The organism is Pseudomonas sp. GM25, assembly GCF_000282255.1.
Classification (GTDB): Bacteria; Pseudomonadota; Gammaproteobacteria; order Pseudomonadales; family Pseudomonadaceae; genus Aquipseudomonas; species Aquipseudomonas aphyarum.
Genome location: NZ_AKJQ01000029.1, coordinates 245,164 through 266,004, shown reverse-complemented (window position 1 = coordinate 266,004; position 20,841 = coordinate 245,164). Strand labels below are relative to the sequence as shown.

The 20,841-nt window shown below is 60.9% G+C and carries 20 protein-coding genes; 14 read left to right on the top strand and 6 right to left on the bottom strand.

The window, feature by feature from the left end; translation table 11 throughout:
- Window positions 1–19: 19 nt before the first annotated feature.
- Together nudE and cysQ are read left to right on the top strand one after the other, a co-directional pair.
- The gene (nudE, locus tag PMI24_RS08025) at window positions 20–586 is read left to right on the top strand and encodes an ADP compounds hydrolase NudE (RefSeq protein WP_007952641.1); all 567 of its coding nucleotides are present in this window, start codon (window positions 20–22) and stop codon (window positions 584–586) included.
- Window positions 587–591: 5 nt separating this feature from the next.
- Window positions 592–1,425, top strand: coding sequence for a 3'(2'),5'-bisphosphate nucleotidase CysQ (cysQ, locus tag PMI24_RS08020; protein WP_045121693.1), 834 nt, complete (start codon window positions 592–594; stop codon window positions 1,423–1,425).
- Between the two features lie 13 nt (window positions 1,426–1,438).
- Here the strand turns inward: cysQ and PMI24_RS08015 are convergent, their stop codons facing one another.
- From PMI24_RS08015 to rfbC, 4 genes are all read right to left on the bottom strand, one after another.
- Window positions 1,439–1,894, bottom strand: a complete 456-nt coding sequence (locus tag PMI24_RS08015) for a thioesterase domain-containing protein (RefSeq protein WP_007952639.1) — start codon at window positions 1,892–1,894, stop codon at window positions 1,439–1,441.
- A gap of 40 nt (window positions 1,895–1,934) precedes the next feature.
- Window positions 1,935–3,323, bottom strand: coding sequence for a sigma-54-dependent transcriptional regulator (locus PMI24_RS08010; RefSeq protein WP_007952638.1), 1,389 nt, complete (start codon window positions 3,321–3,323; stop codon window positions 1,935–1,937).
- Entirely contained in the window at window positions 3,320–5,128 is a 1,809-nt protein-coding gene (locus PMI24_RS08005; protein WP_045121692.1) for a sensor histidine kinase, read from the bottom strand. Before PMI24_RS08005 ends, PMI24_RS08010 begins: the two co-directional genes overlap by 4 nt.
- Window positions 5,129–5,234: 106 nt before the next feature.
- A complete protein-coding gene (gene rfbC / locus PMI24_RS08000; RefSeq protein WP_007952636.1) occupies window positions 5,235–5,780 on the bottom strand; it encodes a dTDP-4-dehydrorhamnose 3,5-epimerase in 546 nt (181 codons plus the stop codon).
- Window positions 5,781–5,959: 179 nt separating this feature from the next.
- Here rfbC and PMI24_RS07995 point away from each other — a divergent pair, with 179 nt between their 5' ends.
- The 3 genes from PMI24_RS07995 to PMI24_RS07985 all read left to right on the top strand — a co-directional run bounded on the left by PMI24_RS07995 (window position 5,960) and on the right by PMI24_RS07985 (window position 10,615).
- The gene (locus PMI24_RS07995) at window positions 5,960–8,872 is read left to right on the top strand and encodes an aminotransferase (protein WP_007952635.1); all 2,913 of its coding nucleotides are present in this window, start codon (window positions 5,960–5,962) and stop codon (window positions 8,870–8,872) included.
- Between the two features lie 178 nt (window positions 8,873–9,050).
- Window positions 9,051–10,157 carry an agmatine deiminase gene (gene aguA / locus PMI24_RS07990; protein WP_007952634.1) on the top strand — a complete coding sequence of 369 codons (1,107 nt, stop codon included), beginning with the start codon at window positions 9,051–9,053 and terminating at the stop codon, window positions 10,155–10,157.
- Between the two features lie 245 nt (window positions 10,158–10,402).
- On the top strand, window positions 10,403–10,615 hold the full coding sequence (locus tag PMI24_RS07985; protein WP_007952633.1) for a hypothetical protein: 213 nt from the start codon (window positions 10,403–10,405) through the stop codon (window positions 10,613–10,615).
- A 64-nt stretch (window positions 10,616–10,679) separates the two neighbouring features.
- Here the strand turns inward: PMI24_RS07985 and PMI24_RS07980 are convergent, their stop codons facing one another.
- Complete coding sequence (locus PMI24_RS07980; RefSeq protein WP_007952627.1) at window positions 10,680–12,767, bottom strand: TonB-dependent receptor; 2,088 nt, start codon at window positions 12,765–12,767, stop codon at window positions 10,680–10,682.
- A gap of 255 nt (window positions 12,768–13,022) precedes the next feature.
- Here PMI24_RS07980 and PMI24_RS07975 point away from each other — a divergent pair, with 255 nt between their 5' ends.
- The 6 genes from PMI24_RS07975 (at window position 13,023) to PMI24_RS28770 (ending at window position 17,723) form a co-directional block, all read left to right on the top strand.
- Window positions 13,023–13,691 carry a DsbA family protein gene (locus PMI24_RS07975; protein WP_007952625.1) on the top strand — a complete coding sequence of 223 codons (669 nt, stop codon included), beginning with the start codon at window positions 13,023–13,025 and terminating at the stop codon, window positions 13,689–13,691.
- A 299-nt stretch (window positions 13,692–13,990) separates the two neighbouring features.
- Window positions 13,991–15,277, top strand: coding sequence for an OprD family porin (locus PMI24_RS07970; protein ID WP_007952623.1), 1,287 nt, complete (start codon window positions 13,991–13,993; stop codon window positions 15,275–15,277).
- A 233-nt stretch (window positions 15,278–15,510) separates the two neighbouring features.
- Window positions 15,511–16,257 (top strand): 2OG-Fe dioxygenase family protein, encoded by a 747-nt coding sequence (locus PMI24_RS07965; RefSeq protein ID WP_007952620.1) that lies wholly within the window; start codon window positions 15,511–15,513, stop codon window positions 16,255–16,257.
- A gap of 79 nt (window positions 16,258–16,336) precedes the next feature.
- Entirely contained in the window at window positions 16,337–16,714 is a 378-nt protein-coding gene (locus tag PMI24_RS07960) for a GNAT family N-acetyltransferase (protein WP_007952618.1), read from the top strand.
- Window positions 16,711–17,427, top strand: coding sequence for an AzlC family ABC transporter permease (locus tag PMI24_RS07955; protein WP_007952616.1), 717 nt, complete (start codon window positions 16,711–16,713; stop codon window positions 17,425–17,427). Before PMI24_RS07960 ends, PMI24_RS07955 begins: the two co-directional genes overlap by 4 nt.
- A complete protein-coding gene (locus PMI24_RS28770; RefSeq protein WP_007952614.1) occupies window positions 17,406–17,723 on the top strand; it encodes an AzlD domain-containing protein in 318 nt (105 codons plus the stop codon). The genes PMI24_RS07955 and PMI24_RS28770 overlap by 22 nt, the downstream gene beginning before the upstream one ends.
- Here PMI24_RS28770 and PMI24_RS07950 read toward each other — a convergent pair.
- Window positions 17,640–18,566: a LysR family transcriptional regulator gene (locus PMI24_RS07950; protein WP_007952612.1), complete on the bottom strand. Its 927-nt coding sequence runs from the start codon at window positions 18,564–18,566 to the stop codon at window positions 17,640–17,642. The genes PMI24_RS28770 and PMI24_RS07950 overlap by 84 nt on opposite strands.
- Window positions 18,567–19,193: 627 nt before the next feature.
- On the opposite strand from PMI24_RS07950, the gene PMI24_RS07945 reads away from it, so the two are divergent.
- Genes PMI24_RS07945 through PMI24_RS07935 form a run of 3 tightly spaced genes read left to right on the top strand, consistent with a single transcriptional unit; the run spans window position 19,194 to window position 20,797 of the window.
- On the top strand, window positions 19,194–19,412 hold the full coding sequence (locus PMI24_RS07945) for a tautomerase family protein (RefSeq protein ID WP_007952610.1): 219 nt from the start codon (window positions 19,194–19,196) through the stop codon (window positions 19,410–19,412).
- Entirely contained in the window at window positions 19,409–20,053 is a 645-nt protein-coding gene (locus tag PMI24_RS07940; protein ID WP_007952609.1) for a DsbA family oxidoreductase, read from the top strand. The genes PMI24_RS07945 and PMI24_RS07940 overlap by 4 nt, the downstream gene beginning before the upstream one ends.
- Before the next feature lie 33 nt (window positions 20,054–20,086).
- Window positions 20,087–20,797, top strand: a complete 711-nt coding sequence (locus PMI24_RS07935; protein ID WP_007952608.1) for an SDR family NAD(P)-dependent oxidoreductase — start codon at window positions 20,087–20,089, stop codon at window positions 20,795–20,797.
- Window positions 20,798–20,841: the final 44 nt, after the last annotated feature.

Here is a 20,841-nt window from a genome sequence, read left to right as displayed (position 1 = left end):
TCACGCCAAGGAGCTTTGCATGCGCCAGAAACCCACCGTACTCGCCCGCGAGATCGTCGCCACCAGCCGGCTGTTCTGCGTCGAAGAGCTGAAGCTGCGTTTCTCCAACGGCGTGGAACGCACCTACGAGCGGCTGGTCGGCAAGGGCGCCGGCTATGGCGCGGTCATGATCGTGGCGATGCTCGATGCCGAGCACGCGGTGCTGGTCGAGGAATACTGCGGTGGCACCGACGAGTATGAACTGTCGCTGCCCAAAGGCCTGATCGAACCCGGCGAAGACGTGCTGGCTGCCGCCGAACGCGAACTCAAGGAAGAAGCCGGTTATGGCGCGCGACAGCTGGAGCATCTGACCGAGCTGTCGTTGTCCCCCGGTTACATGAGCCAGAAGATCCAGGTGGTGCTGGCCACCGACCTGTACGAAGAGCGCCTCGAAGGCGATGAGCCCGAGCCGATGCGCGTGGACAAGGTCAACCTGCGAGAACTGTCGACGCTTGCGCAAAATCCGAATTTCAGTGAGGGACGCGCCCTGGCGGCGTTGTACCTGACCCGCGACCTGCTGACCCAGCGCGGATTTTTCCAGTCATGAGTGAGATGCCGATGAATTTTCCCCATCCGTTGATGGCGCCGGTGGTCGAGCTGGCATTGCGAGCAGGTGAGGCGATCCTGCCGTTCTGGCGTGCCGATGTGGCGGTCACCGCCAAGTCCGATGATTCGCCGGTGACGGCGGCGGACATGGCCGCGCATCACGTGATCTTGGCCGGCCTGACAGCGCTGGATCCGAGCATTCCGGTGCTGTCCGAAGAGGACGCCAACATCCCGCAAAGCGTGCGCGCCGGCTGGCAGCGCTGGTGGCTGGTGGACCCGCTGGATGGCACCAAAGAGTTCATCAGCGGCAGCGAAGAGTTCACCGTCAACATCGCGCTGATCGAGAACGGCCGGGTGGTGTTCGGTGTGGTGACGATGCCGACCAACGGTCGCTTATACGTCGGCGGAGCGGGGCTCGGTGCCTGGCGCGGCGACACGGGCGGCACGCCGGTGGCGATTCAGGTTCGTGACGTACCGGGGCCGGGCGAAGCATTTACCGTGGTCGCCAGCCGTCGTCATTCGAGCCCGGAGCAGGAACGCTTGCTGGCTGGATTGAGTGCCAGCCTTGGCGAGTTGCAGCTGGCCAACATCGGCAGTTCGCTGAAGTTCTGTCTGCTGGCCGAAGGGGCGGCCGATTGTTACCCGCGACTGGCGCCGACTTCGCAGTGGGACACGGCAGCCGCGCAGGGTGTTCTAGAAGGGGCCGGCGGCGAGGTGCTCGACCTGAGTGGCGAAGCGTTCTGTTATCCACCACGAGAGTCGTTGTTGAACGGTTTCTTCCTGGCGTTGCCAGCGAAAGCCGCGTGGCGGGCGAAGCTGCTCGAACTCGCCCGCTCGTAAGCTCCCTCAGTCTTCAGCGGTGCAGGACGTACTGCCCGCTGAACGTCACTGCATCCTCATCGCTTCCCGTATTGACGACCCGCGTGTGCAGGGTCAGCCGCGCCCGCCCGTAGCGTTGATACATCGCCAGAAATTTCTTCCACACCGCAGCGCTCGGTGACGGGCAGATCGCAATGGCATCGCCGGTGACCGGCAGTGGATAACTGATCTGCCCTTCCTGAATCACGATGTGCCCGTCTTCGATGCCTTCTTCTTTCAAACGCAAATGCAGCCAGCCCCAACCCGCCAGCACCGCGCCGCAATACAGGCTGCCGCCGAACATGGTGCTCTTGTGATTGACGTTGGCGTCCAGCGGCAGGTGCAGGCGTAGTTGCTGTTCCTGCCAGTCGAGCACCTTGAGGCCCATGTCCCGGGTCAGCGGGATGTCGTGGTGAAGAACGGATTCCAGATAACGACTGTCGTGCTTCATGCCCGGACCTCTTGCGGCAGAAAAGTGAATTGAGCGTGCTTCATTCGGATTCGTCGGAATGGCCGCCGCTGCCAGCGAAATTCAGCCCGTGCTTGCGCAGTTTGTCGTGCAGGGTCTTGCGCGGAATGCCCAGGGCTTCGGCGAGACTGCGCACGGAACCGTGAGAGCGGGCCAGTTCGGCGGCGATCAGGGATTTCTCGAAGTTTTCCACTTGCTCGCTGAGCCCGCCCGCCGTGATTTCGACGGTGGTGCCGGGGCTGCCATCGGGCTGCGTGTTGTCCAGTGCCAGTTCCAGGCCGAGGGCAAAACGCTCCGCCGCGTTCTGCAATTCCCGCACGTTGCCCGGCCATGAATGCCGCAGCAGCAACGCCCGTTGCGCCGGTTGCAGTTCATGCGGTGGCAGACCATGTCGCGCGCTGGCTTCGTCGGCGTAATGCTGGAACAGCATCAACGCATCTTCGCCCCGTTCACGCAGTGGCGGAATGCGCAGCGGCGCCACGTTGAGACGGTAATACAAGTCCGCCCGGAAACGTCCCTGATCGGCGGCCTGGCGCAAGTCTTCCTTGGTGGCGGCGATGACGCGGATGTCCAGCGGGATCAACTGATTGCCGCCCAGGCGCTCGACCACGCGCTCCTGCAGCATGCGCAGCAGTTTGACCTGCACATCCATGCTCATGCTTTCGATTTCGTCGAGGAACAGCGTGCCGCCATTGGCAAATTCAAACTTGCCGATCCGGCGCTTTTGCGCGCCGGTGAAAGCGCCGGGCTCATGGCCGAACAGTTCGCTTTCGACCACCGACTCGGCCAGCGCTCCGGCGTTGATCGCCACGAACGGGCCGTTACGCCGGCTCGACAGATCGTGCAGGGCGCGGGCGACGACTTCCTTGCCGGCGCCGGTTTCGCCGAGGATCAGCACGTCGGCTTTGGTCGCCGCCAGTGCGCCGATCTGCTCGCGCAGGCGTGACATCGGCGCCGACTGACCGACCAGCCGCGCGCTCAGTTCGTTGCGGTCACTCAGGGCCATGCGCAGGCTGCGGTTGTCCAGCACCAGACGGCGCAGGGCCAGGGCGCGGCGCACGCTGTCGAGCAGGGCGTCGCTGGCGAAGGGTTTTTCAAGGAAGTCATACGCACCGGCGCGCATGGCCTGCACGGCCAGTGGCACGTCGCCGTGGCCGGTGATCAGCAGCACCGGCAGTTCCGGATCCTGGGCGTGCAGTTCGCTCAGCAGTTCCAGGCCATCCATGCCGGGCATGCGGATGTCGCTGACCACCACGCCCGGCCAGTCGCGCTCCAGTTGCGCGGCCAGGCCCTTGGCTTCGGACAGCGGAAGAATTTTCAGGCCGGCCAGATCCAGGGTCTGGCCGAGGGCCTGACGCAGGTGCGGATCGTCGTCGATCAGCACCACCTGAATGCGGTTGTCGATGGTCATGCGCTTCGATCCTCGGACGGTTGCAGGCTGACCCCGGGCGCGCCGGCGCGCAGCCGCAGGGTGATCAAGGCGCCACCTTGCTTGTGGTTGGCGAACGACAGTTCACCGCCGAAGGCGCGCATCAGGGTTTCGCAGATGGCCAACCCCAGACCCAGACCCTGAGTGCGGGTCTTGGTCGTGTAAAACGGTTCGCTGGCGCGGCCCAGGGCTTCCATGCAGAAACCCGGGCCATTGTCGCGAATGTACAGGTTGACGCCTTCGTCGGTGGATTCGGCACTCAGCCACAATTTGCGCGGCGGGCCTTTCTCGGTCAGGGCGTCGAGGGCGTTGGCCAGCAGATTACCCAGCACCTGGCGCAGACGGGTTTCCCCGGCCTCGACCCACAGGGTGGCGGCGGGCAGGTCACGGATCAGTTCGACGTCCATGCTGCGGCGACGTTTGGCCAGCAAGGCGAGCGCGTCGTCCAGTGCCGGTTGCAGGGCAACGCTTTCCGGAGCGTGGCGGTCGCGGCGGGCGAAGGCGCGCAGGTGGGCGATGATCGAGGCCATGCGCCCGGTCAGCTCGCTGATCAGCTTGAGGTTGCCTCGGGCGTCTTCGGTACGCTCATGGTCGAGCAGCACTTCGGCGTTCTCGGCATAGCTGCGGATCGCCGCCAGCGGCTGGTTGAGTTCGTGACTGATGCTCGCCGACATTGTCCCCAGCGCCGACAGTTTGCCGGCCTGCACCAGATCGTCCTGGGCGCGCACCAGTTCCTGTTGGGCCTGTTCGCGTTCAAGCACTTCCTGTTTCAGGCGGCGGTTGAGGCCTTCGAGATCGCTGGTGCGTTCGGCGACCCGTCCTTCGAGTTCCCGTCGGGCCTTGGCTTCGAAGGCGATCCGTTCCAGGTAATGACGACGACGCTGCATCATCAGGCCCAGCAATAGCATCACCACCAGCAAGGTGGCGCCGCCGATCGCCACCACCGTGCGCACCGGTCGGTCGATCAACGTGCGCGGGGCAAGAATGCTGACGCTCCAGCCGGTTTCCGCGATGTCCTGGGTCTGCGGCAGCCACGCGGTCGGGCTCAGGTTCAAGGGGCGTGGCTCGCGGGTCGGGTAGGGCTGAATTGCGGTGATCGCCGCGCGCTCGGCATCACTCAGGGTGCGGGTCGCGCGAAAGCGCCATTCCGGGCGCGAGGTAAGGATGACCACGCCGTTGTGGTCGGTCACCAGCAGTTGTTCCGGGGTTTTGCCCCACAGGCTTTCGGTGTGGTCGAGATCAACCTTGATCACCAGCACGCCGATGATTTTTTCGCCGCTGCGCACGGCAGCGGCGAAGAAGTAGCCGCGCTTGGCGGAGGTGGTGCCCAACCCGAAGAAGCGGCCGAGGCGGCCGGCCATGGCCTCGCTGAAGTACGGCCGGAAAGAGAAATTGCGCCCGACGAAACTGTCGTGCTTGTCCCAGTTCGACGCCGCGAGCGTCTGGCCGCTGGTGTCCATCAGGTACATGACTTCGGCGCCGGTCTGCGCGGCGATGTTCTTCAACAGGCGGTTGGCGTTGCCTTGGGTCACGCCGTCGTCCGGCGCCCCGAGCACCGCGCGCAGGGCCGGCAGGTCGCCGAGGATTTGCGGCAGCACTTCATAGCGATGCAGCGTGCCCAGCAGGTTGGCGACGTAGAGGTCGAGGGTCTGGCGGTTCTGGCCGGCCAGTTCGCTGCGGTAATAGCGCTCGGCCAGATGTTCCAGCGGCCACAGCAGCGGTGCCAGGCACAGAGCCAGCAGGGCAAGACTGCGCCAGCGGGGGCGGCGGGGAAGGGTCGGAGTCATGAGCATCGAGCGCCTGTGGGTACAGGCGCATTATGCCTAGGCTTGCCGGCGCAGTCTGCGCACCCGTGGCCGGGTGTGCAGCGGCGCTGAAAATTCACACAGGACTTCAGGAAAAGACGTCGGCGTCCTTGAAGAAGGCGGCTGCCTGATCCTTGGCCGACAGTTTTGGCGCTTCGTCCAGCTGCCAGTCGATAGCCAGATCCGGGTCATCCCAGCGAATGCTGCGCTCGGCCGACGGGGTGTAGTAGTCAGTAGTCTTGTAGAGGAATTCGGCGAACTCGCTCAGCACCACGAAACCGTGGGCGAAACCTTCCGGTACCCACAGTTGGCGATGGTTGTCGGCGGACAGGCGCACGGCCACCCACTTGCCGAAATGCGGCGAGCTGCGACGGATATCCACGGCGACATCGAGGACTTCGCCGACGGTGACGCGGACCAGTTTGCCCTGGGTGTTTTCCAACTGGTAATGCAGCCCACGCAGAACGCCTTTCTGCGAGCGCGAATGGTTGTCCTGCACAAACTGCGTGTCGAGGCCGGTCGCGTCCTGAAACGCCTTGGCATTGAAGCTTTCGTAAAAGAACCCGCGCTCATCACCAAACACCTTGGGTTCGATGATCAGGACACCAGGCAGGTCAGTGGGGATTACATTCATGGGGATATTCCAGTGGCAGGTTTGAATGGCCGACATTCTTGCGCAAAGTGCCGGAGGGTGCGAGGGGGGCATGCAAATCCACTTGCCTCGCAGGGCGTCGGGGGACGGATGGTCGGGGGTTGCTTATCGCCCGTAGCAATGGCGATATAGGCGCCTAATAAAATTTCAGGGGTCGTTCCATGTCGTTCGCCACGTTGATTCATCGCGCCAGTTTGCCCAGCCCTCAGGTTTCGCTGGAGCAGGCCCGGCATCTGCTGGCGCAGCATTACGGCTTGAACGGCACGTTGCAGGCCCTGGGCAGCCAGCAGGATCTCAATTACCGGGTCGACAGCGAGCGTGGGCGGTTCGTGCTGAAGATCTGTCGGGGCGACTATTCGCTGGTCGAACTGCAAGCCCAGCATGCTGGCCTGAAATATTTGGCTGAACACTGCGATGTCCACGTTCCCCGGGTCATCCCGGCCAATGACGGCCAAGACCTGCTGACCCTGGACGTCGGTGGAGAATCGGTGCATGTGCGGCTGCTCGATTACATCGAGGGGCAGCCACTGACGGCTCTCGATCATCTTGGCCATGAGGTTGTTGCCGGGTTCGGCCGGCTCTGCGGCGAAATGGATCTGGCCCTGGCCGGGTTCGACCATCCGGGGCTCGAGCGCACGTTGCAGTGGGACGCGCGCCACGCCAGCGCACTGATCGAGCACCTGCTGCCGGTCATCGAAGACGAACGCCAACGCACGCTGATCGCCGAGTCTGCCGAACAGGCCAGGCTTCGTTTGCAGCCGCTGCTGGAAAAACTGCCGGTGCAGGCGATCCACATGGATATCACCGATGACAACGTGGTCTGGCAGCGTGACGTCCGGCGGCACTGGCAATTGCAGGGCGTTATCGATTTCGGCGATCTGGTGCGCACCTGGCGCATCACCGATCTGTCGGTCACCTGCGCCGCGCTGCTGCATCACGCCGCAGGCGACCCGTTCGTGATTCTGCCGGCCGTGCAGGCCTATCACGCGGTCAATCCGCTGCAACACGAAGAACTGCTGGCGCTGTGGCCGCTGATCGTGGCACGGGCGGCGGTGCTGGTGCTCAGTGGCGAGCAACAGGTCAGCATCGACCCGGGCAATACCTACAGCCGCGATAACCTGACCCACGAGTGGGAGATCTTCCGGGTCGCCACTTCGGTGCCGCTGGCATTGATGGAAGCGGCAATTCTCACGGTGGTCAGCCAGACATTGCCAGCCATCGACAGTGAAGGCTTTGCGCCGTTGTTGCCCGATCTGGTCGGGCGCGAATTCGCGTTGATCGATCTGGGGGTGTTGAGCGCGCACTTCGAGGCGGGCAACTGGGAGCAACCTGGCATCGATCAGCGCCTGTTGAACGAGGCCGCCGCGATCCACGGTCTGGCGGCCAGCCGATACGGGCAATACCGGTTGTCGCGCACCCGGCCTGACAGCGCCGATGAGCCAGAGACATTCCCGCTGCACGTCGAATTGCACGTGCCCCAGGGTTCGACGGTGGAAGCGCCGTTTGCTGGCGTACTTCACCTGTCGGCCGACGGCGCGCTGCGACTCGACGGCCCGCAACTGAGCCTGCGCTTGCTGGGTGTGAAACCTTCGTTGCACAGCGGTGCAGCGCTGGTCAAAGGTCAGGTGCTCGGCTCGGTGGACGGTCCGTTGATCGTGCAATTGACTCGTGGCGCACAGCTTGAAGCGCCGCTGTTCTGCACGCCGACCCGCGCGGCTGCTTGGCAAGCACTTTCCCCATCACCGGCCGCGCTGCTGGGCCTGGCCTGCGACGCCGAACCCGAGCTGGACGCGGCAACCCTGCTGGCGCGCCGCGACGCCAGTTTCGCCCGCACCCAGAAACACTATTACGTCGACCCGCCGCGCATCGAGCGCGGCTGGCGCAATCACCTGATCGACATGCAGGGCCGCTCCTATCTCGACATGCTCAACAACGTCGCGGTGCTCGGTCACGGCCATCCGCGCATGGCAGCGGTGGCGAGCCGGCAGTGGTCGTTGCTCAACACCAACTCGCGATTCAACTATGCGGCGGTCGCCGAGTTTTCCGAACGCTTGCTGAAACTGGCGCCGGAGGGCATGGATCGGGTGTTCCTGGTCAACAGCGGCAGCGAAGCCAACGATCTGGCGATTCGCCTGGCGTGGGCTGCCAGCGGTGGACGCGACATGATCAGCGTGCTGGAGGCCTATCACGGTTGGACGGTGGGTGCGGATGCGGTCTCGACCTCGATTGCCGATAACCCGAAAGCCCTGAGCAGCCGTCCGGACTGGGTGCATGCGGTGACCGCTCCCAACACTTATCGCGGCGAATTTCGCGGCCCGGATTCGGCGCCGGATTATGTACGCAGCGTCGAACATCATCTGGCGAAGATCGATGAGCAGAAACGCCAACTGGCCGGGTTCATTTGCGAGCCGGTCTACGGTAACGCGGGCGGGATCTCGCTGCCGCCGGGTTACCTGAAAAAGGTCTATGAAATGGTGCGCGCCCGTGGCGGCGTGTGCATTGCCGATGAGGTACAGGTCGGTTACGGGCGCATGGGCCACTTCTTCTGGGGTTTCGAGGAGCAAGGCGTGGTGCCGGACATCATCACCATGGCCAAAGGCATGGGCAACGGCCAGCCGTTGGGCGCCGTGATCACCCGCCGGGAAATCGCCGAGGCGCTGGAAGCCGAGGGCTATTTCTTCTCGTCCGCCGGCGGTAGTCCCGTGAGCTGCCAGATCGGCATGGCGGTGCTCGATGTCATGGAAGAAGAAAAACTCTGGGAAAACGCTCAGGTGGTCGGCGCTCATTTCAAGGCCCGGCTGGAGGCGTTGATCGATCAATATCCGCTGGTCGGCGCGGTGCACGGTTCCGGGTTCTATCTGGGGGTCGAGCTGATCCGCAATCGGGAAACCCTGGAACCGGCGACCGAGGAAACCACGCTGCTGTGTGATCGCCTGCGGGAGCTGGGGATTTTCATGCAGCCGACCGGCGATTACCTGAACGTCCTGAAGATCAAACCGCCGATGGTCACCTCGCGTCAGAGCGTGGATTTCTTTGTCGACATGCTGGCGAAGGTGCTGGAAGAAGGGCTCTGAGGCGATCCGGAACCGACAAATGTCGATTTGTATCGGTATTTTCCGCGTTAAATTGAGAATGTTTTTTCTTTATGGCTTCTAAAGCCGATATTTATCGTTTATAAAGTCGCCATAGTCCGTCGTCCAACCCTGTACGGCGCGTTGAAAACCCTCGACGGTTCCCTGGAGTCTGATCGACATGACCACATTGAAAAGTACACCACGCGCCGATGGCTTCTACATGCCGGCCGAATGGGCACCGCAAACCCAGACCTGGATGATCTGGCCGGAACGTCCGGACAACTGGCGCCTGGGCGGCAAGCCGGCGCAGGCCGCTCACGCCGCCGTGGCCAAAGCCATTGCGCGTTTCGAACCGGTAACCGTGGCGGTCTCCGCCGGCCAGTATGAAAACGCTCGCGCTCGCCTCGACGTGCCGAATATCCGCGTGGTCGAGATGTCCAGCGATGACGCCTGGGTTCGCGACAGCGGCCCGACTTTCGTGATCAACAACAGCGGCGAAGTGCGTGGTGTGAACTGGGACTTCAACGCCTGGGGCGGCTTTGACGGCGGTCTGTATTCGCCGTGGAACCGCGACTCCCAGGTCGGCGGCAAGATCCTCGAAATCGAACGCAGCCCGCGCTACCGCACCGAAGGCTTCGTGCTCGAAGGCGGTTCGATTCACGTCGACGGCGAAGGCACCCTGATCACCACCGAAGAATGCCTGCTCAACCGCAATCGCAACCCGCACCTGGGCCGCGAAGAAATCGAAGCGGTGCTCAGCGAAAACCTGTCGGTGGACAAGATCATCTGGCTGCCGGATGGCCTGTTCAACGACGAAACCGACGGCCATGTGGATAACTTCTGCTGCTACGTGCGTCCGGGCGAAGTGCTGCTGGCGTGGACCGACGATCCGCAGGATCCGAACTACCCGCGCTGCCAGGCCGCGATGAAAGTGCTGGAAAGCAGCACCGACGCCAAGGGCCGCCCGTTCACGGTGCACAAGATGCCGATTCCGGGGCCGCTGTTTGCCACTGAAGAAGAGTGCGCGGGCGTGGATCCGGTGGACGGTACTCAGGAACGTAACCCTAGCGTGCGTCTGGCCGGTTCCTACGTGAACTTCCTGATCGTCAACGGCGGCATCATCGCGCCGAGCTTCGACGATCCGATGGACGCTCCGGCCCGGGAGATCCTGCAGAACCTGTTCCCGCAACACGAAGTGGTAATGGTGCCGGGTCGCGAACTGTTACTGGGGGGCGGCAACATTCACTGCCTTACCCAACAGCAACCCGCGCCGCACAAAGAGTGAGTGCGGATGTAACAGCTTGAGTTGATTGGAAAATCGACCGGGCAGTCATTTGTTGCCCACGCTTGAAGAGAAACCCGCAGCCCGTCAGGACTGCGGGTTTCTTTATGTCCGCCGGTCGACAATTTCACGACATTGGCATAGCTCTTGTATCGCTCATGGCGCACTAGGGAGGGGGGAGAACTTCAACAGTTCTGTCATAAACCTTGGATAACGTAGCCGCTCACGAACGGGGAGAGAGCGCTGAAATGAACGCCGAAGTGAACGTAATCAGCGAGCGGACGTTGCATCCCATGGCTGTAAATAGTGAGTCGCTCCAGATTGTCGCGCACTGGTTGAAGTCCAATGGAACGCGTCAGATCAGGGAACCTGATCCGCGCCGGATGATGATCGAGCGTTACCCCGCTGGCCTGTTCAGCGAGGCCGAACTGGAAGCACTTTGGGATGTGATGGAAGGATAAGAAGAACAAACAAGGATTGTAAAAAGCGCTGCCGGGATGGCAGCGCTTTTTTTATGGGCGCGAATCAGAAGCTGTAGGTGCCGGTGACCACCAGGCTGCGCGGAGCGCCCGGCTGGATCTGGAACGCGCTGGTGGCCGACGAGTAATACTCGCGGTCGGTGATGTTGTTCAGGGCGCCACGCAGGTCCCAGTCCTTGTGGCGGTAGCCGACCAGTGCGTCCCAGCGACCGTAGCCCGGCAGCACGGTGGTGTTGGCGTTGTCGGCATAACGCTGGCCGACCAGGGTCAGGCCGGTTTCGGCGTACCAGCCCATTTCCGGTTTCCAGGTCAGGAACAGGCTGCCGTTGCGCTTGGCCACGTTGTTCACGCGTTTGCCTTCCAGGCCGTTGTTGTCCTTCTCGATGGTCGCGTCCTGCACACCGACGCCGCCGCGCACATACCAGTTGCCGACGATCTTGCCGGTACCGGTCAACTCGATCCCGCGCGAGCGTTGCAGACCGCTGAGCACGGTCAGGGTCGGATCGTTCGGATCGGTGGTGCGACGGTTGTAGAGTTCCAGCTCATAGACGGCGAGGGTGGTGCTCAGGCGATCGTCGAGCCAGTCGCTCTTCACGCCGATTTCTTTCTGCTTGGTCAGCTCCGGGCTCAGGTCATTGGTGTTGCCGGCCGCGCCCGGGGTGATGCCGATCAGACCGCCGCCGACCGGCGAGAAAGTCTTGGTCCACGAGGCGTAGAACGAGTGGTTCTGCAGCGGCGTCCAGACCACGCCGAAACGCGGGCTGGTGCTATGGCTGTCACGGTCTTCGGAGATGTTGCGCAGCTTGTTGGTCGACTCGATATCGAAGGTGTCGTAGCGCAGACCGGCGAGCAGTTGCCATTGATCGTTGAGGCGCAGTTGATCCTGAACGTAGATTGCGCGGCTTTCGACTTCGGTGTGGCTGCTGCTCGACACCTGCATGCGCCCGGTGTGGCGCAGGTCGCGGTTGGGGTTGTACAGATCCAGCGACGGAACCGGTTGAGTACCACGGCCGGTGGCGGCGTTGTACAGCGTCGGGTCGCGGCGCTGGCTGCCGGTTTCGAGGCCGGTCAGCAGGCGGTGCTCGAGGCCGAAGGTTTCGAATCCGCCTTCCAGCTCAACGTTGTTGAACACGTTGCGGGTGGTCAGATCCTGTTGCCAGTGCTGGCGGGTGACCTTCTTGGTCGCCGGGGTGTAACCGGTGAGGTAGGTGTTGTCGAAATCGCTGTCGAGCTTGAACACGCCGAGTGTGTGGCGCAGCTGCCAGTTGTCGTTGATTTCATAAGCCAGTTTCGAGCGCAGGGATTGCGTCTTGTCGTCGATGAAATCGTGATCGTTGCCGTAGGTCGTGTCCCGGCCGACATCTGCCGGACGTCCATTGACGCCGGGAATGCCGCGATCCGGCGTGCGGTTGTAGCGGCTGTATTCGTATTGCACCAGCCAATTCAGGTCAGGGGTGAGTTGCCAGCTCATCGACGGTGCGAACAGCTGGCGATTGCCGCTGACGCCGTCGCGGAAGCTGTTTTCGTCCATGTTGCCCATGTTCAGGCGCAGGCTGATGTTGTCGCTCGGGTCGGTGCTGAGGTCGGCGTACAGGCTGCGCAGATCTTCGCTGCCACCCTGGGCCTCGATGGTCGAGCGGCGACCGAACTCGGGTGCCTTGCTCACGCGGTTGACGATCCCGCCCTGGCTGCCACGGCCGTACAGCACAGCGGCTGGGCCCTTGAGCACTTCGACGCGTTCGATGTTGTGCAGGTCGCGCTTGTACTGGCTGTCGTCGCGGATGCCGTCCAGATAGAAGTCATTGCTGGCGTCGAAGCCGCGGATGCGCAGGCTGTCGAAGCGCGTGTCGCCGCCGCTGCTGACGTTGGGCATGCCGCTCAAGGCGTCGCCCAGGTCATTGGTGCCGTAGTTGGCGAAGTTGGCGGTCTTGACCGAGTCGATTGCCTGGGGCACGTAACGCACGGGTGTTGAAGTACGGGTCGCGGTATTGCTGACCTTCACACGCGGGTCGTCGGCCTGGGTTTCGGCACTGATCGAGGTGGCGGGCAGTTCGGTCGCGGAGTAAGCGAAACCGGAAGACAAAAAGGCAGAAAGCCCAAGCGTGACGGGCGTGAGACGGAACGGGGCAGGCATTGAAAAGCGCATCCGAAAGGGTAGAAGAATTCGAGCGCGCGAATGGTAATGCTTTGCATTTGCTTCCGTTAATTATTCCTGAAAGGTTCCGTGGTTTGATTGTGTCAATTTATTTCAGATTTGTATCGGAGCGGACAACGAGTGCATTTGACCGATTGCCGAAACAGACTGAAAGCCATTCCGGCGTTTTTCCGCAACGACCGAGGGACTAATGTGCCGACATCATTTTTCCCACCTTCCGAGCGGAGTTTTCCGATGACACTTCATTACATTTACGACCCGCTGTGCGGCTGGTGCTATGGCGCCAAACCACTGGTGCAAGCCGCACAGCAAGTGCTGCCGGTGATCGCCCACGCAGGCGGCATGATGACCGGTGCCAACCGCCAGAACGTTTCACCGCAACTGCGCAATTACGTAATGCCACATGATCGGCGCATTGCCGAATACACCGGTCAGCCATTCGGCGACGCCTACTTCGAAGGCTTGTTGCGCGATCACTCGGCGGTGTTTGATTCGGCACCACCGATTGCTGCTGTGATGGCAGCGGAAAAAATCGACGGTCGTGGCCTGGAACTGCTTGGGCGTTTGCAGACTGCGCACTATGTCGAAGGGCGGCGAATTGCCGACGAAAGTGTGCTGTTGGAATGTGCGGTGGAGTTGGGCTACAACGCCGATATTTTCTTGAACACCGTGCAGTCCGTCGACACCGAACAACATATAAAGAACAGCCGCGCCCTGTTGGCAAAAGTTGGTGGGCAGGGTTTTCCAACTTTTGCACTGGAACAGGACGGTCAGTTCACACTGGTTGATATCGGGCCGTGGCTGGGCAAGTCCGAAGCCTTCGCTCAATGGCTGAGCGAGTCGTTTACACCCGCGCCAGGGACTGAAACCCTGCAGGTCTGTGGCCTCGATGGTTGCGCGTAATCCCGCATCAAAATCCCTGACTGCGAGCAATTCCGTGCACGAAGCCATCGCAAAATTTACTTTTTTTAGACGTTTTTCGCCTATTTAAAGACGATTCTTGAAATTGACACATTGTTGAGGGCGCGGCTACGATTCGGCCCAACGCCTGTGGCTAACCGCCATGACTCAAAATTAGGAGCAGGCCCGCCATGACATAGTCTTGAGCGGGTCTTTTTGTTTCGGGGTGAATAAAAGAGTGCAATAAGCGCCGTTTCAGCCGTTCGACACAGCGCGTTTCAACCCGTAATAAGGAAAACAAAATGTTGAACAAGCGAATCAGTCTGATCGCACTGGGGATGTTGAGTGCCACTTCGGCCATGGCTAATGACCAGGCCGAGTCCAAGGGTTTTGTGGAAGACAGCAGCCTCAAAGTGCTGCTGCGCAATGCCTACATCAATCGTGACTACAAAGACGGTAACGACGATAAAGCCGAGTGGGGCCAAGCGGCTATCGGTACGTTCTCGTCCGGTTTCACCCAAGGCACCGTCGGTGTAGGTGTGGACGCGTTCGGTCTGTACGCGCTGCGTCTGGACGGCGGCAAGGGCCGCAGCGGCGCTGGCGGTATCGACTTCTTCAAACAGGGTGACAGCGGCAACGCGGCTGACGACCTCTCCAAGGGCGGCGCAGCGGTCAAATTCCGTCTGTCCAACACCGTACTGACCTACGGCGACCAGATGCCGGCCCTGCCGGTGCTGAACTACGACAACTCGCGTCTGCTGCCGGAAAGCTACACCGGTACCTTGATCACTTCCAAAGAGATCAAAGGTCTGCAACTGGATGCCGGTCGTTTCACCGCCGAATCGCGTAAAAGCGCTGAAGGCCGTGACAGCGGTGGTCTGAAGTCGATCAACGTGTTGGGCGGTAGCTACCAGTTCACCGAACAGTTCAAGGCTGCGCTGTACGCATCCGACGTCGAAGACGTGCTGAAGAAGCAATACGTGAACGCCAACTACGTGTTCCCGATCGACAAGGATCAGTCCCTGACCCTGGACTTCAACGGTTACCGCACCAAGCTGGACAACTCTTACGTCCGCGAAAACGGTGTGACCGGCGACGACAACAAGATCTGGAGCCTGGCAGCGACCTTCGCCACCGGCCCGCACTCGTTCACCGTGGCGCACCAGCGCTCCACCGGCGACAGCAACCTGGGTTACGCCTATGGCGGTTACCAGAAAGGTCAGGGTCGCGTGGGTGACGGTGGCAACACCATCTACCTGGCCAACTCCTACTGGTCCGACTTCAACGCTGAAGACGAGCGCAGCTGGCAGTTGGGCTACGGCCTGGACTTCAGCGCTTTCGGCGTACCGGGTCTGAGCTACAACTTCGCGTACGTGCGTGGCGACAACATCACCACGTCCACCAGCGAAGGCGGCACCGAGCGTGAGATCTTCAACCAGTTCAAGTACGTCGTGCAAAGTGGCCCGGCCAAAGACCTGAGCATCAAGCTGCGCAGCTCGATCCTGCGTGTTTCGCAGAAATCCAGCGAATACAACGTCAGCGGCAACGAACTGCGTGTGTTCGTGGACTACCCGATCAACATCTTCTGATGATCGGTTGAACCCGCGAAACGCGACAGAAAAACCCCGACTCGTTCGGGGTTTTTTTTTGACGCTTTTTGAAAAAACAGCATAAAAACCCGTGTTTTTGTCATTTGAAATGCACTTTCAAGCCGTTTCAAATCGCGTTTCAAACAGGGCTTTAAATGCCTGAAATTCTTTCTCATGGACGCAAATTCTCCACCTAATAGATTAGGCCGCTCAATGCAGCGGAGAATTTGGTAATGATCGTTTTAACCAGAGAAGTGGGCGAATCGCTACGGCGCGACAAGTACGCCAATGTGCAGGGTGCTGACTTCAATCTCTACGGTCATTTCGCCGACTTCGTCAGACTGACCAAAAGTTGGGAAAACATGGAGCCTGACAGTTACTACGGTCAGGCCGAAGCCGGCATGCGTTACCGTCGTTACAGCGACTTTGAGTACAACCCCAAGACTCGCGAACTGAAGCAACTAGAACATCGCGCGTACGTGCAGTCCAAGGCCAACAACAGCTATGTGGGCGGCGTTGTGCGGCACTTCCAGGACTTCTCGGACGAAGTCATCAGCTCGCCGGTAATGCGCAGCCTGATCGACACCGATTTTGAAGTGTACAAAAGCGTGTTGCCGGAAGAGCTGCACGATGAAATCTGGCAGTGCCAGATCCATCAGATCCGTATCGAGATCAAGCCCGGCAAACAGCTGGAAATCACTCCGGAAGGTATTCACTGCGACGGCTACCCGTTCAGCGGCGTGCACTTCTGGGGGCGCAACAATGTCGAGGGTGCGGAGAGTCGTCTGTACGACATCCACGAGCATCAACTGGCGTCGACCACCTACCAGGAAATTCTCGACACCACTTACTTCCTCGATCGCGACATGCGTCACTACGTGACACCGGCACGCAACACTCACTCCCACGCCATGGCGTACCGGCAGATCCTGGCAATTTCCTTCTCGCGGCCCGGGACCGCTTTCGACATTGTTCGCTAATCAGATCACCCAAATAGACGGTGTCGAGTGCTCGACACCGGTGGTGCTGCGGCGCGCGACGGCCAAGGACGCGCAGCGCATGGAGCGCTTCTTCCGCCAGTTCGACGAAGTGTCGTTCTGCGAATGGCAGGACGCCAAATGCCTGCGCGGCGTGCTGATCCAGAAAACCACCACGGCCTATCTTGCCTTCGACGTTGAAGGCGAAATCGTCGGCGCGGTGCTGGGTGGCATGCTCGGAAGTCGCGGCACCATCAACCATCTGGCGGTCAGCCTGCGCTATCGCAGCCAGGGTGTCGGCCAGCGGCTGGTGGAAGCGGCGTCGGCCGACATGAAACGGGTCGGTGTGCTGCGGATGTTTCTGTTCGTCGACGATGCTAACCTCGCGGGCAAGCGTTTCTGGACGGCCCAGGGTTTTTGCGAACCTCACGGCGAGCGGACATTTGAGAGGGATCTATGAATGAAACATCCGGCAGTGCGCCGCTGATGGTCGACCGTCAGCCATCGCGCACCTTTGCCGAAGCCAGCCCGGTGGTGGCCGGTTACTTCACCGTGTCGTTCGTGTTCGGGCTGATGGCGGTCAACGCGGGGCTGCCGCTGTGGCTGCCGGTGGCCATGTGTCTGTTCGTGTATGCCGGGGCTTCGCAATTTGCGGCGCTGGCGCTGATCAGCAGCGGGGCATCGCTGACCACCATCGTGCTGACCACGTTTCTGATCAACGCGCGGCACATGCTGATGTCGGTCTACATGGCGAAAGCCCTGCGGGCGCTGGGTCTGAGCCGCATGGAGCGCTGGTGTTACGCCGGCGGCCTGACCGATGAATCGTTCGCCTTCCACAGCGTCAAACTGGGCACTGGTGCGCCGGTGAACATCCGATATCTGATCGGCTTCAACCTGTTCTGCCACACCTCTTGGGTGATCGGCGGATTGCTCGGCGCTCTGTGCGCGCAGTACGCGTCGCACCTGATCAAATACCAGCTCGATTACGCGCTGACCGCGATGATGCTCTACGTGCTGGTCTCGCTGTGCAACACCCGCAACAAACTCATCGCCGCTATGGCCGCAGTCGCCTGCATGGGCGCACTGAGTCTGGTGGGCAGCTCGCCATTCAACGTTTTCATCGCCACGTTTGTGGGCTGCGGAGTGGGTGTATGCCTGACCAAACGTTCCTGATTCTGGTGGTCGCGCTGATGATGGCCGTGACCTTCCTGCCACGGGCCTTGCCGCTGCAGGTCAACACCGAGCACTGGCCGCCCTTCGTCGCCCGGGCGCTGGAGTACCTGCCGGTGGCGATCGTCGCTGCGATCAGCCTGACTCCCTTGTTGATCAAGGATCAGCACATACAGCTCGATCGCCCGGAATTCTATGCAGCGATTCCGACGTTGTTATGTGCGTATTTCAGCAAAAACCTCTTTCTCAGTGTGGCGGTTGGGACGGCTGCGTACATTGCGCTCGGCTCGTTCATGTAGCGGCAGATCGACCACGTCGTTCAACGCCTGGCCGGACAGATCCGGGTTGTTCACCGCCAGGCGCACTTCGAGGAAGTCCTCGAACCCGGGGAAAATCGTCAGGCCGTTCTTCTGCGCGGCCTCGCGGGAGACCATGCCGACCGCGTCCATCTGGGTGATGAGCGACAGGGTCAGCGTTTCGCTGCAGGAGTAGATCGTCCGCTGACTGTTCTCGTGATTGCCCAGCCCCGCGTCGAGAAAACGCAAAAAGCTGTGGGAATACGGACAATCTTCTGCGGGACGCACCTGAAATTTGTTGCCGAGCAACGTCAGCGGATCGTTCTCCTGACCGCAGTGCGCGCCGACCACCTGCACCTGCACTTCCGGCAGGACAATGCTCGGCAAGCCCGGGCGCTGCGGGCCGATCAACACCGCAAGGTCGAAGTCTTCGTTCTTCAGCTTGCTGAGGTTTTCCATCGACTCGGCGTAGCTGAATTCCATCTGGTAGTCGGGAAACACCTCGATCAGGCGTCCGATCAATCGCCGGTTGAAATCCGGGTCCAGCGTGGTGTTCAACGCCACTTTCAACGTGCGCTGTCCCGGCACCTTCAAGGTTTCGACTTTCTCTTCCATTTGCCGCGTGGCAATCAGCACTCTGTCCATATAGGGCGTCAGCTCCGTGCCTTGCGGCGTCAGCGTCAGCCCCTTGTTGGATCGTCTAAACAAGCGGAAACCGAACTGCTCTTCGACCTTGTTCAACTGTGCGGCCAGGGCCTGCACGGTGAGGCACGAATGCTCGGCTGCGGCCGACAACGAGCCGGTCTGCACGATGCGCATGAGGTTGCGTAAGGTTCTGCTATCCATGGGTAATGCCCTCTGAAGTGGGCTGGGTATTGTTGTGTACGTGACGACCTGAACGGCGCCATTTGCCGGCTATATTCCTGCACCTGAGCATAGTTGTCGCGCAATTAGTAGCGAATTGATGTCCCCGCCGATGGCTGGAGGCTGACACAGGATCGGGGGTTTTGGTGACGTGGGGGTGATTGGGGTCAAAAAAAGTGCACGGTTTGGGTGCGTTTACGGGGATATTCAGAGGGAAACGACTGACAGGGTCGGCGCGTTATGCCAGCAATTGAGCAGGCGTATCTCAAGGGAAGTTTAAATAACGCTCATAAAAAAGCCGGCATCGCTGCCGGCATTTTTCAAAGAGGCTTGATATTTTTCTCCCTCAAGCAGGGGAGAAGAGGTCTCACCCGAACGCTGATTTTCAGGTCATCAACGGGGTTCCTAACGCCGGCTATCGCCACCTGATGGCAGCCGGTTTCGCGCTCTTGGGGGGGATTCTCTGTCACTGAACTTTGGATTGTCAATTCATTACACCACCTCACAAATGAAGTTCCCCACCCCTACTTTTTCCCCTCCCGGCACACGCCTACATTGAGCTCCAACACCTGACCATCATCCCGAGGGCAGGTCACTGGAGTAGTCGTCATGCCATTTGTCAGCGTACGCATCACCCGCGACGGTGTTACCCGCGAGCAGAAAGCTCAGGTGATCGCCGAAATCACTGAAACCCTGGAACGCGTCCTCAACAAACGCCCGGACCTGACCCACATCGTGATCGAAGAAGTCGACACCGATAACTGGGGCTACGCCGGCATCACCACCACCGAATACCGCCGACAGCTGGCGGAGCGGGGCCAGTCATGACCCCGACCGTGACCATCGATTTCGTTTCCGACGTGGTGTGCCCCTGGTGCGCACTCGGGGCGACAGCGCTGGAGCAGGCGATCGGCAATCTGGCCGGCGAGGTTTCGGTGGAGCTGACCTACAAGCCCTTCGAACTCAACCCGGACATGCCCGCCGAAGGTGAACCGGCCGTGCAGCACCTGATGCGCAAATACGGTCGCACCGCCGAAGACGTCGCCGCCGGCAAGAAGATGCAAATCGAACGTGGCCAGGCCATCGGTTTCGAGTTCGACCTGGAGAAACGCACGCACTTTCACAACACCTTCGACGCCCATCGATTGCTGATGTGGGCGGCGCAGGAAGGGCGGCAGATCGTGCTGAAAAAGATCCTGCTGCGCGCTTACTTCCGCGACGGCGACAACCCCAACGATCACCCGACGCTGATCCGTCTGGCGACCGAAGCGGGACTGGATGCGGCGAGGGCCCGCAAGGTGCTGGTCAACGACGAATTCGCCAGCGAAGTGCGGCAACTGCAGGCGTTCTACCGGCAGCACGGGATCAACTCGGTGCCCGCGCTGATCCTGAACGGCAAGCACCTGGTGTCCGGTTCGCAATCGGTCGAGTACTACGAACAAATGCTGAAACAACTGGCTACAGCCTGATTCAACACCTACTTATTGATTGAGGATTTCATCATGAGCAACTCGAAAAAAACCGTCGTTATCACCGGTGCTTCCCAAGGTCTGGGCGAAGGTATGGTCAAGGCCTTCCGTGAACTGGGCTACAACATCGTCGCCACCTCGCGCTCGATCAAGCCGTCGAACGATCCGCAGATCCTGACCATCGCCGGCGACATCGGCGATCCTGCCACCGCACAGCGCGTAATCAGCGAAGGCGTGGCACGCTTCGGCCGTATCGACACCCTGGTCAACAACGCCGGCATCTTCGTCGCCAAACCGTTCACCGCCTACACCCCGGAAGACTACGCGGCGGTGCTGTCGGTCAACCTCAACGGCTTCTTCTACATCACCCAACTGGCCATCGCCGAGATGGAAAAACAGGGCAAGGGCCACGTGGTCAACATCACCACCAGCCTGGTCGACCACGCCATCGACGGCGTGCCCTCGGTCCTCGCTTCGCTGACCAAGGGCGGCCTCAACGCCGCCACCAAATCCCTGGCCATCGAATACGCCAAACGCGGAATACGGGTGAACGCGGTCTCGCCGGGCATCATCAAGACGCCAATGCATGGCGAGGAAACCCACGCGGCACTGGGCGCGCTGCATCCGGTTGGGCACATGGGCGAAATCGACGATATCGTGCAGGCCGTGGTGTATCTCGATAACGCGAATTTTGTGACGGGGGAGATTCTGCACGTGGATGGCGGGCAGAGCGCTGGGCATTGATTGATGCGGTAGTACAAAGCCCTTGCAGCGATACGAGGGCTTTT

Coding starts and splice junctions, on each gene's coding strand:
- PMI24_RS07955 (WP_007952616.1), top strand. CDS start 16,711: ATGAATGAAACATCCGGCAGTGCGCCGCTGATGGTCGACCGTCAGCCA.
- PMI24_RS07980 (WP_007952627.1), bottom strand. CDS start 12,767: ATGCCTGCCCCGTTCCGTCTCACGCCCGTCACGCTTGGGCTTTCTGCC.
- PMI24_RS07940 (WP_007952609.1), top strand. CDS start 19,409: ATGACCCCGACCGTGACCATCGATTTCGTTTCCGACGTGGTGTGCCCC.
- nudE (WP_007952641.1), top strand. CDS start 20: ATGCGCCAGAAACCCACCGTACTCGCCCGCGAGATCGTCGCCACCAGC.
- PMI24_RS08010 (WP_007952638.1), bottom strand. CDS start 3,323: ATGACCATCGACAACCGCATTCAGGTGGTGCTGATCGACGACGATCCG.
- cysQ (WP_045121693.1), top strand. CDS start 592: ATGCCGATGAATTTTCCCCATCCGTTGATGGCGCCGGTGGTCGAGCTG.
- PMI24_RS07960 (WP_007952618.1), top strand. CDS start 16,337: ATGGAGCGCTTCTTCCGCCAGTTCGACGAAGTGTCGTTCTGCGAATGG.
- PMI24_RS07970 (WP_007952623.1), top strand. CDS start 13,991: ATGTTGAACAAGCGAATCAGTCTGATCGCACTGGGGATGTTGAGTGCC.
- rfbC (WP_007952636.1), bottom strand. CDS start 5,780: ATGAATGTAATCCCCACTGACCTGCCTGGTGTCCTGATCATCGAACCC.
- PMI24_RS08015 (WP_007952639.1), bottom strand. CDS start 1,894: ATGAAGCACGACAGTCGTTATCTGGAATCCGTTCTTCACCACGACATC.
- PMI24_RS07995 (WP_007952635.1), top strand. CDS start 5,960: ATGTCGTTCGCCACGTTGATTCATCGCGCCAGTTTGCCCAGCCCTCAG.
- PMI24_RS07975 (WP_007952625.1), top strand. CDS start 13,023: ATGACACTTCATTACATTTACGACCCGCTGTGCGGCTGGTGCTATGGC.
- PMI24_RS28770 (WP_007952614.1), top strand. CDS start 17,406: ATGCCTGACCAAACGTTCCTGATTCTGGTGGTCGCGCTGATGATGGCC.
- PMI24_RS08005 (WP_045121692.1), bottom strand. CDS start 5,128: ATGACTCCGACCCTTCCCCGCCGCCCCCGCTGGCGCAGTCTTGCCCTG.
- PMI24_RS07950 (WP_007952612.1), bottom strand. CDS start 18,566: ATGGATAGCAGAACCTTACGCAACCTCATGCGCATCGTGCAGACCGGC.
- aguA (WP_007952634.1), top strand. CDS start 9,051: ATGACCACATTGAAAAGTACACCACGCGCCGATGGCTTCTACATGCCG.
- PMI24_RS07935 (WP_007952608.1), top strand. CDS start 20,087: ATGAGCAACTCGAAAAAAACCGTCGTTATCACCGGTGCTTCCCAAGGT.
- PMI24_RS07965 (WP_007952620.1), top strand. CDS start 15,511: ATGATCGTTTTAACCAGAGAAGTGGGCGAATCGCTACGGCGCGACAAG.
- PMI24_RS07985 (WP_007952633.1), top strand. CDS start 10,403: ATGAACGCCGAAGTGAACGTAATCAGCGAGCGGACGTTGCATCCCATG.
- PMI24_RS07945 (WP_007952610.1), top strand. CDS start 19,194: ATGCCATTTGTCAGCGTACGCATCACCCGCGACGGTGTTACCCGCGAG.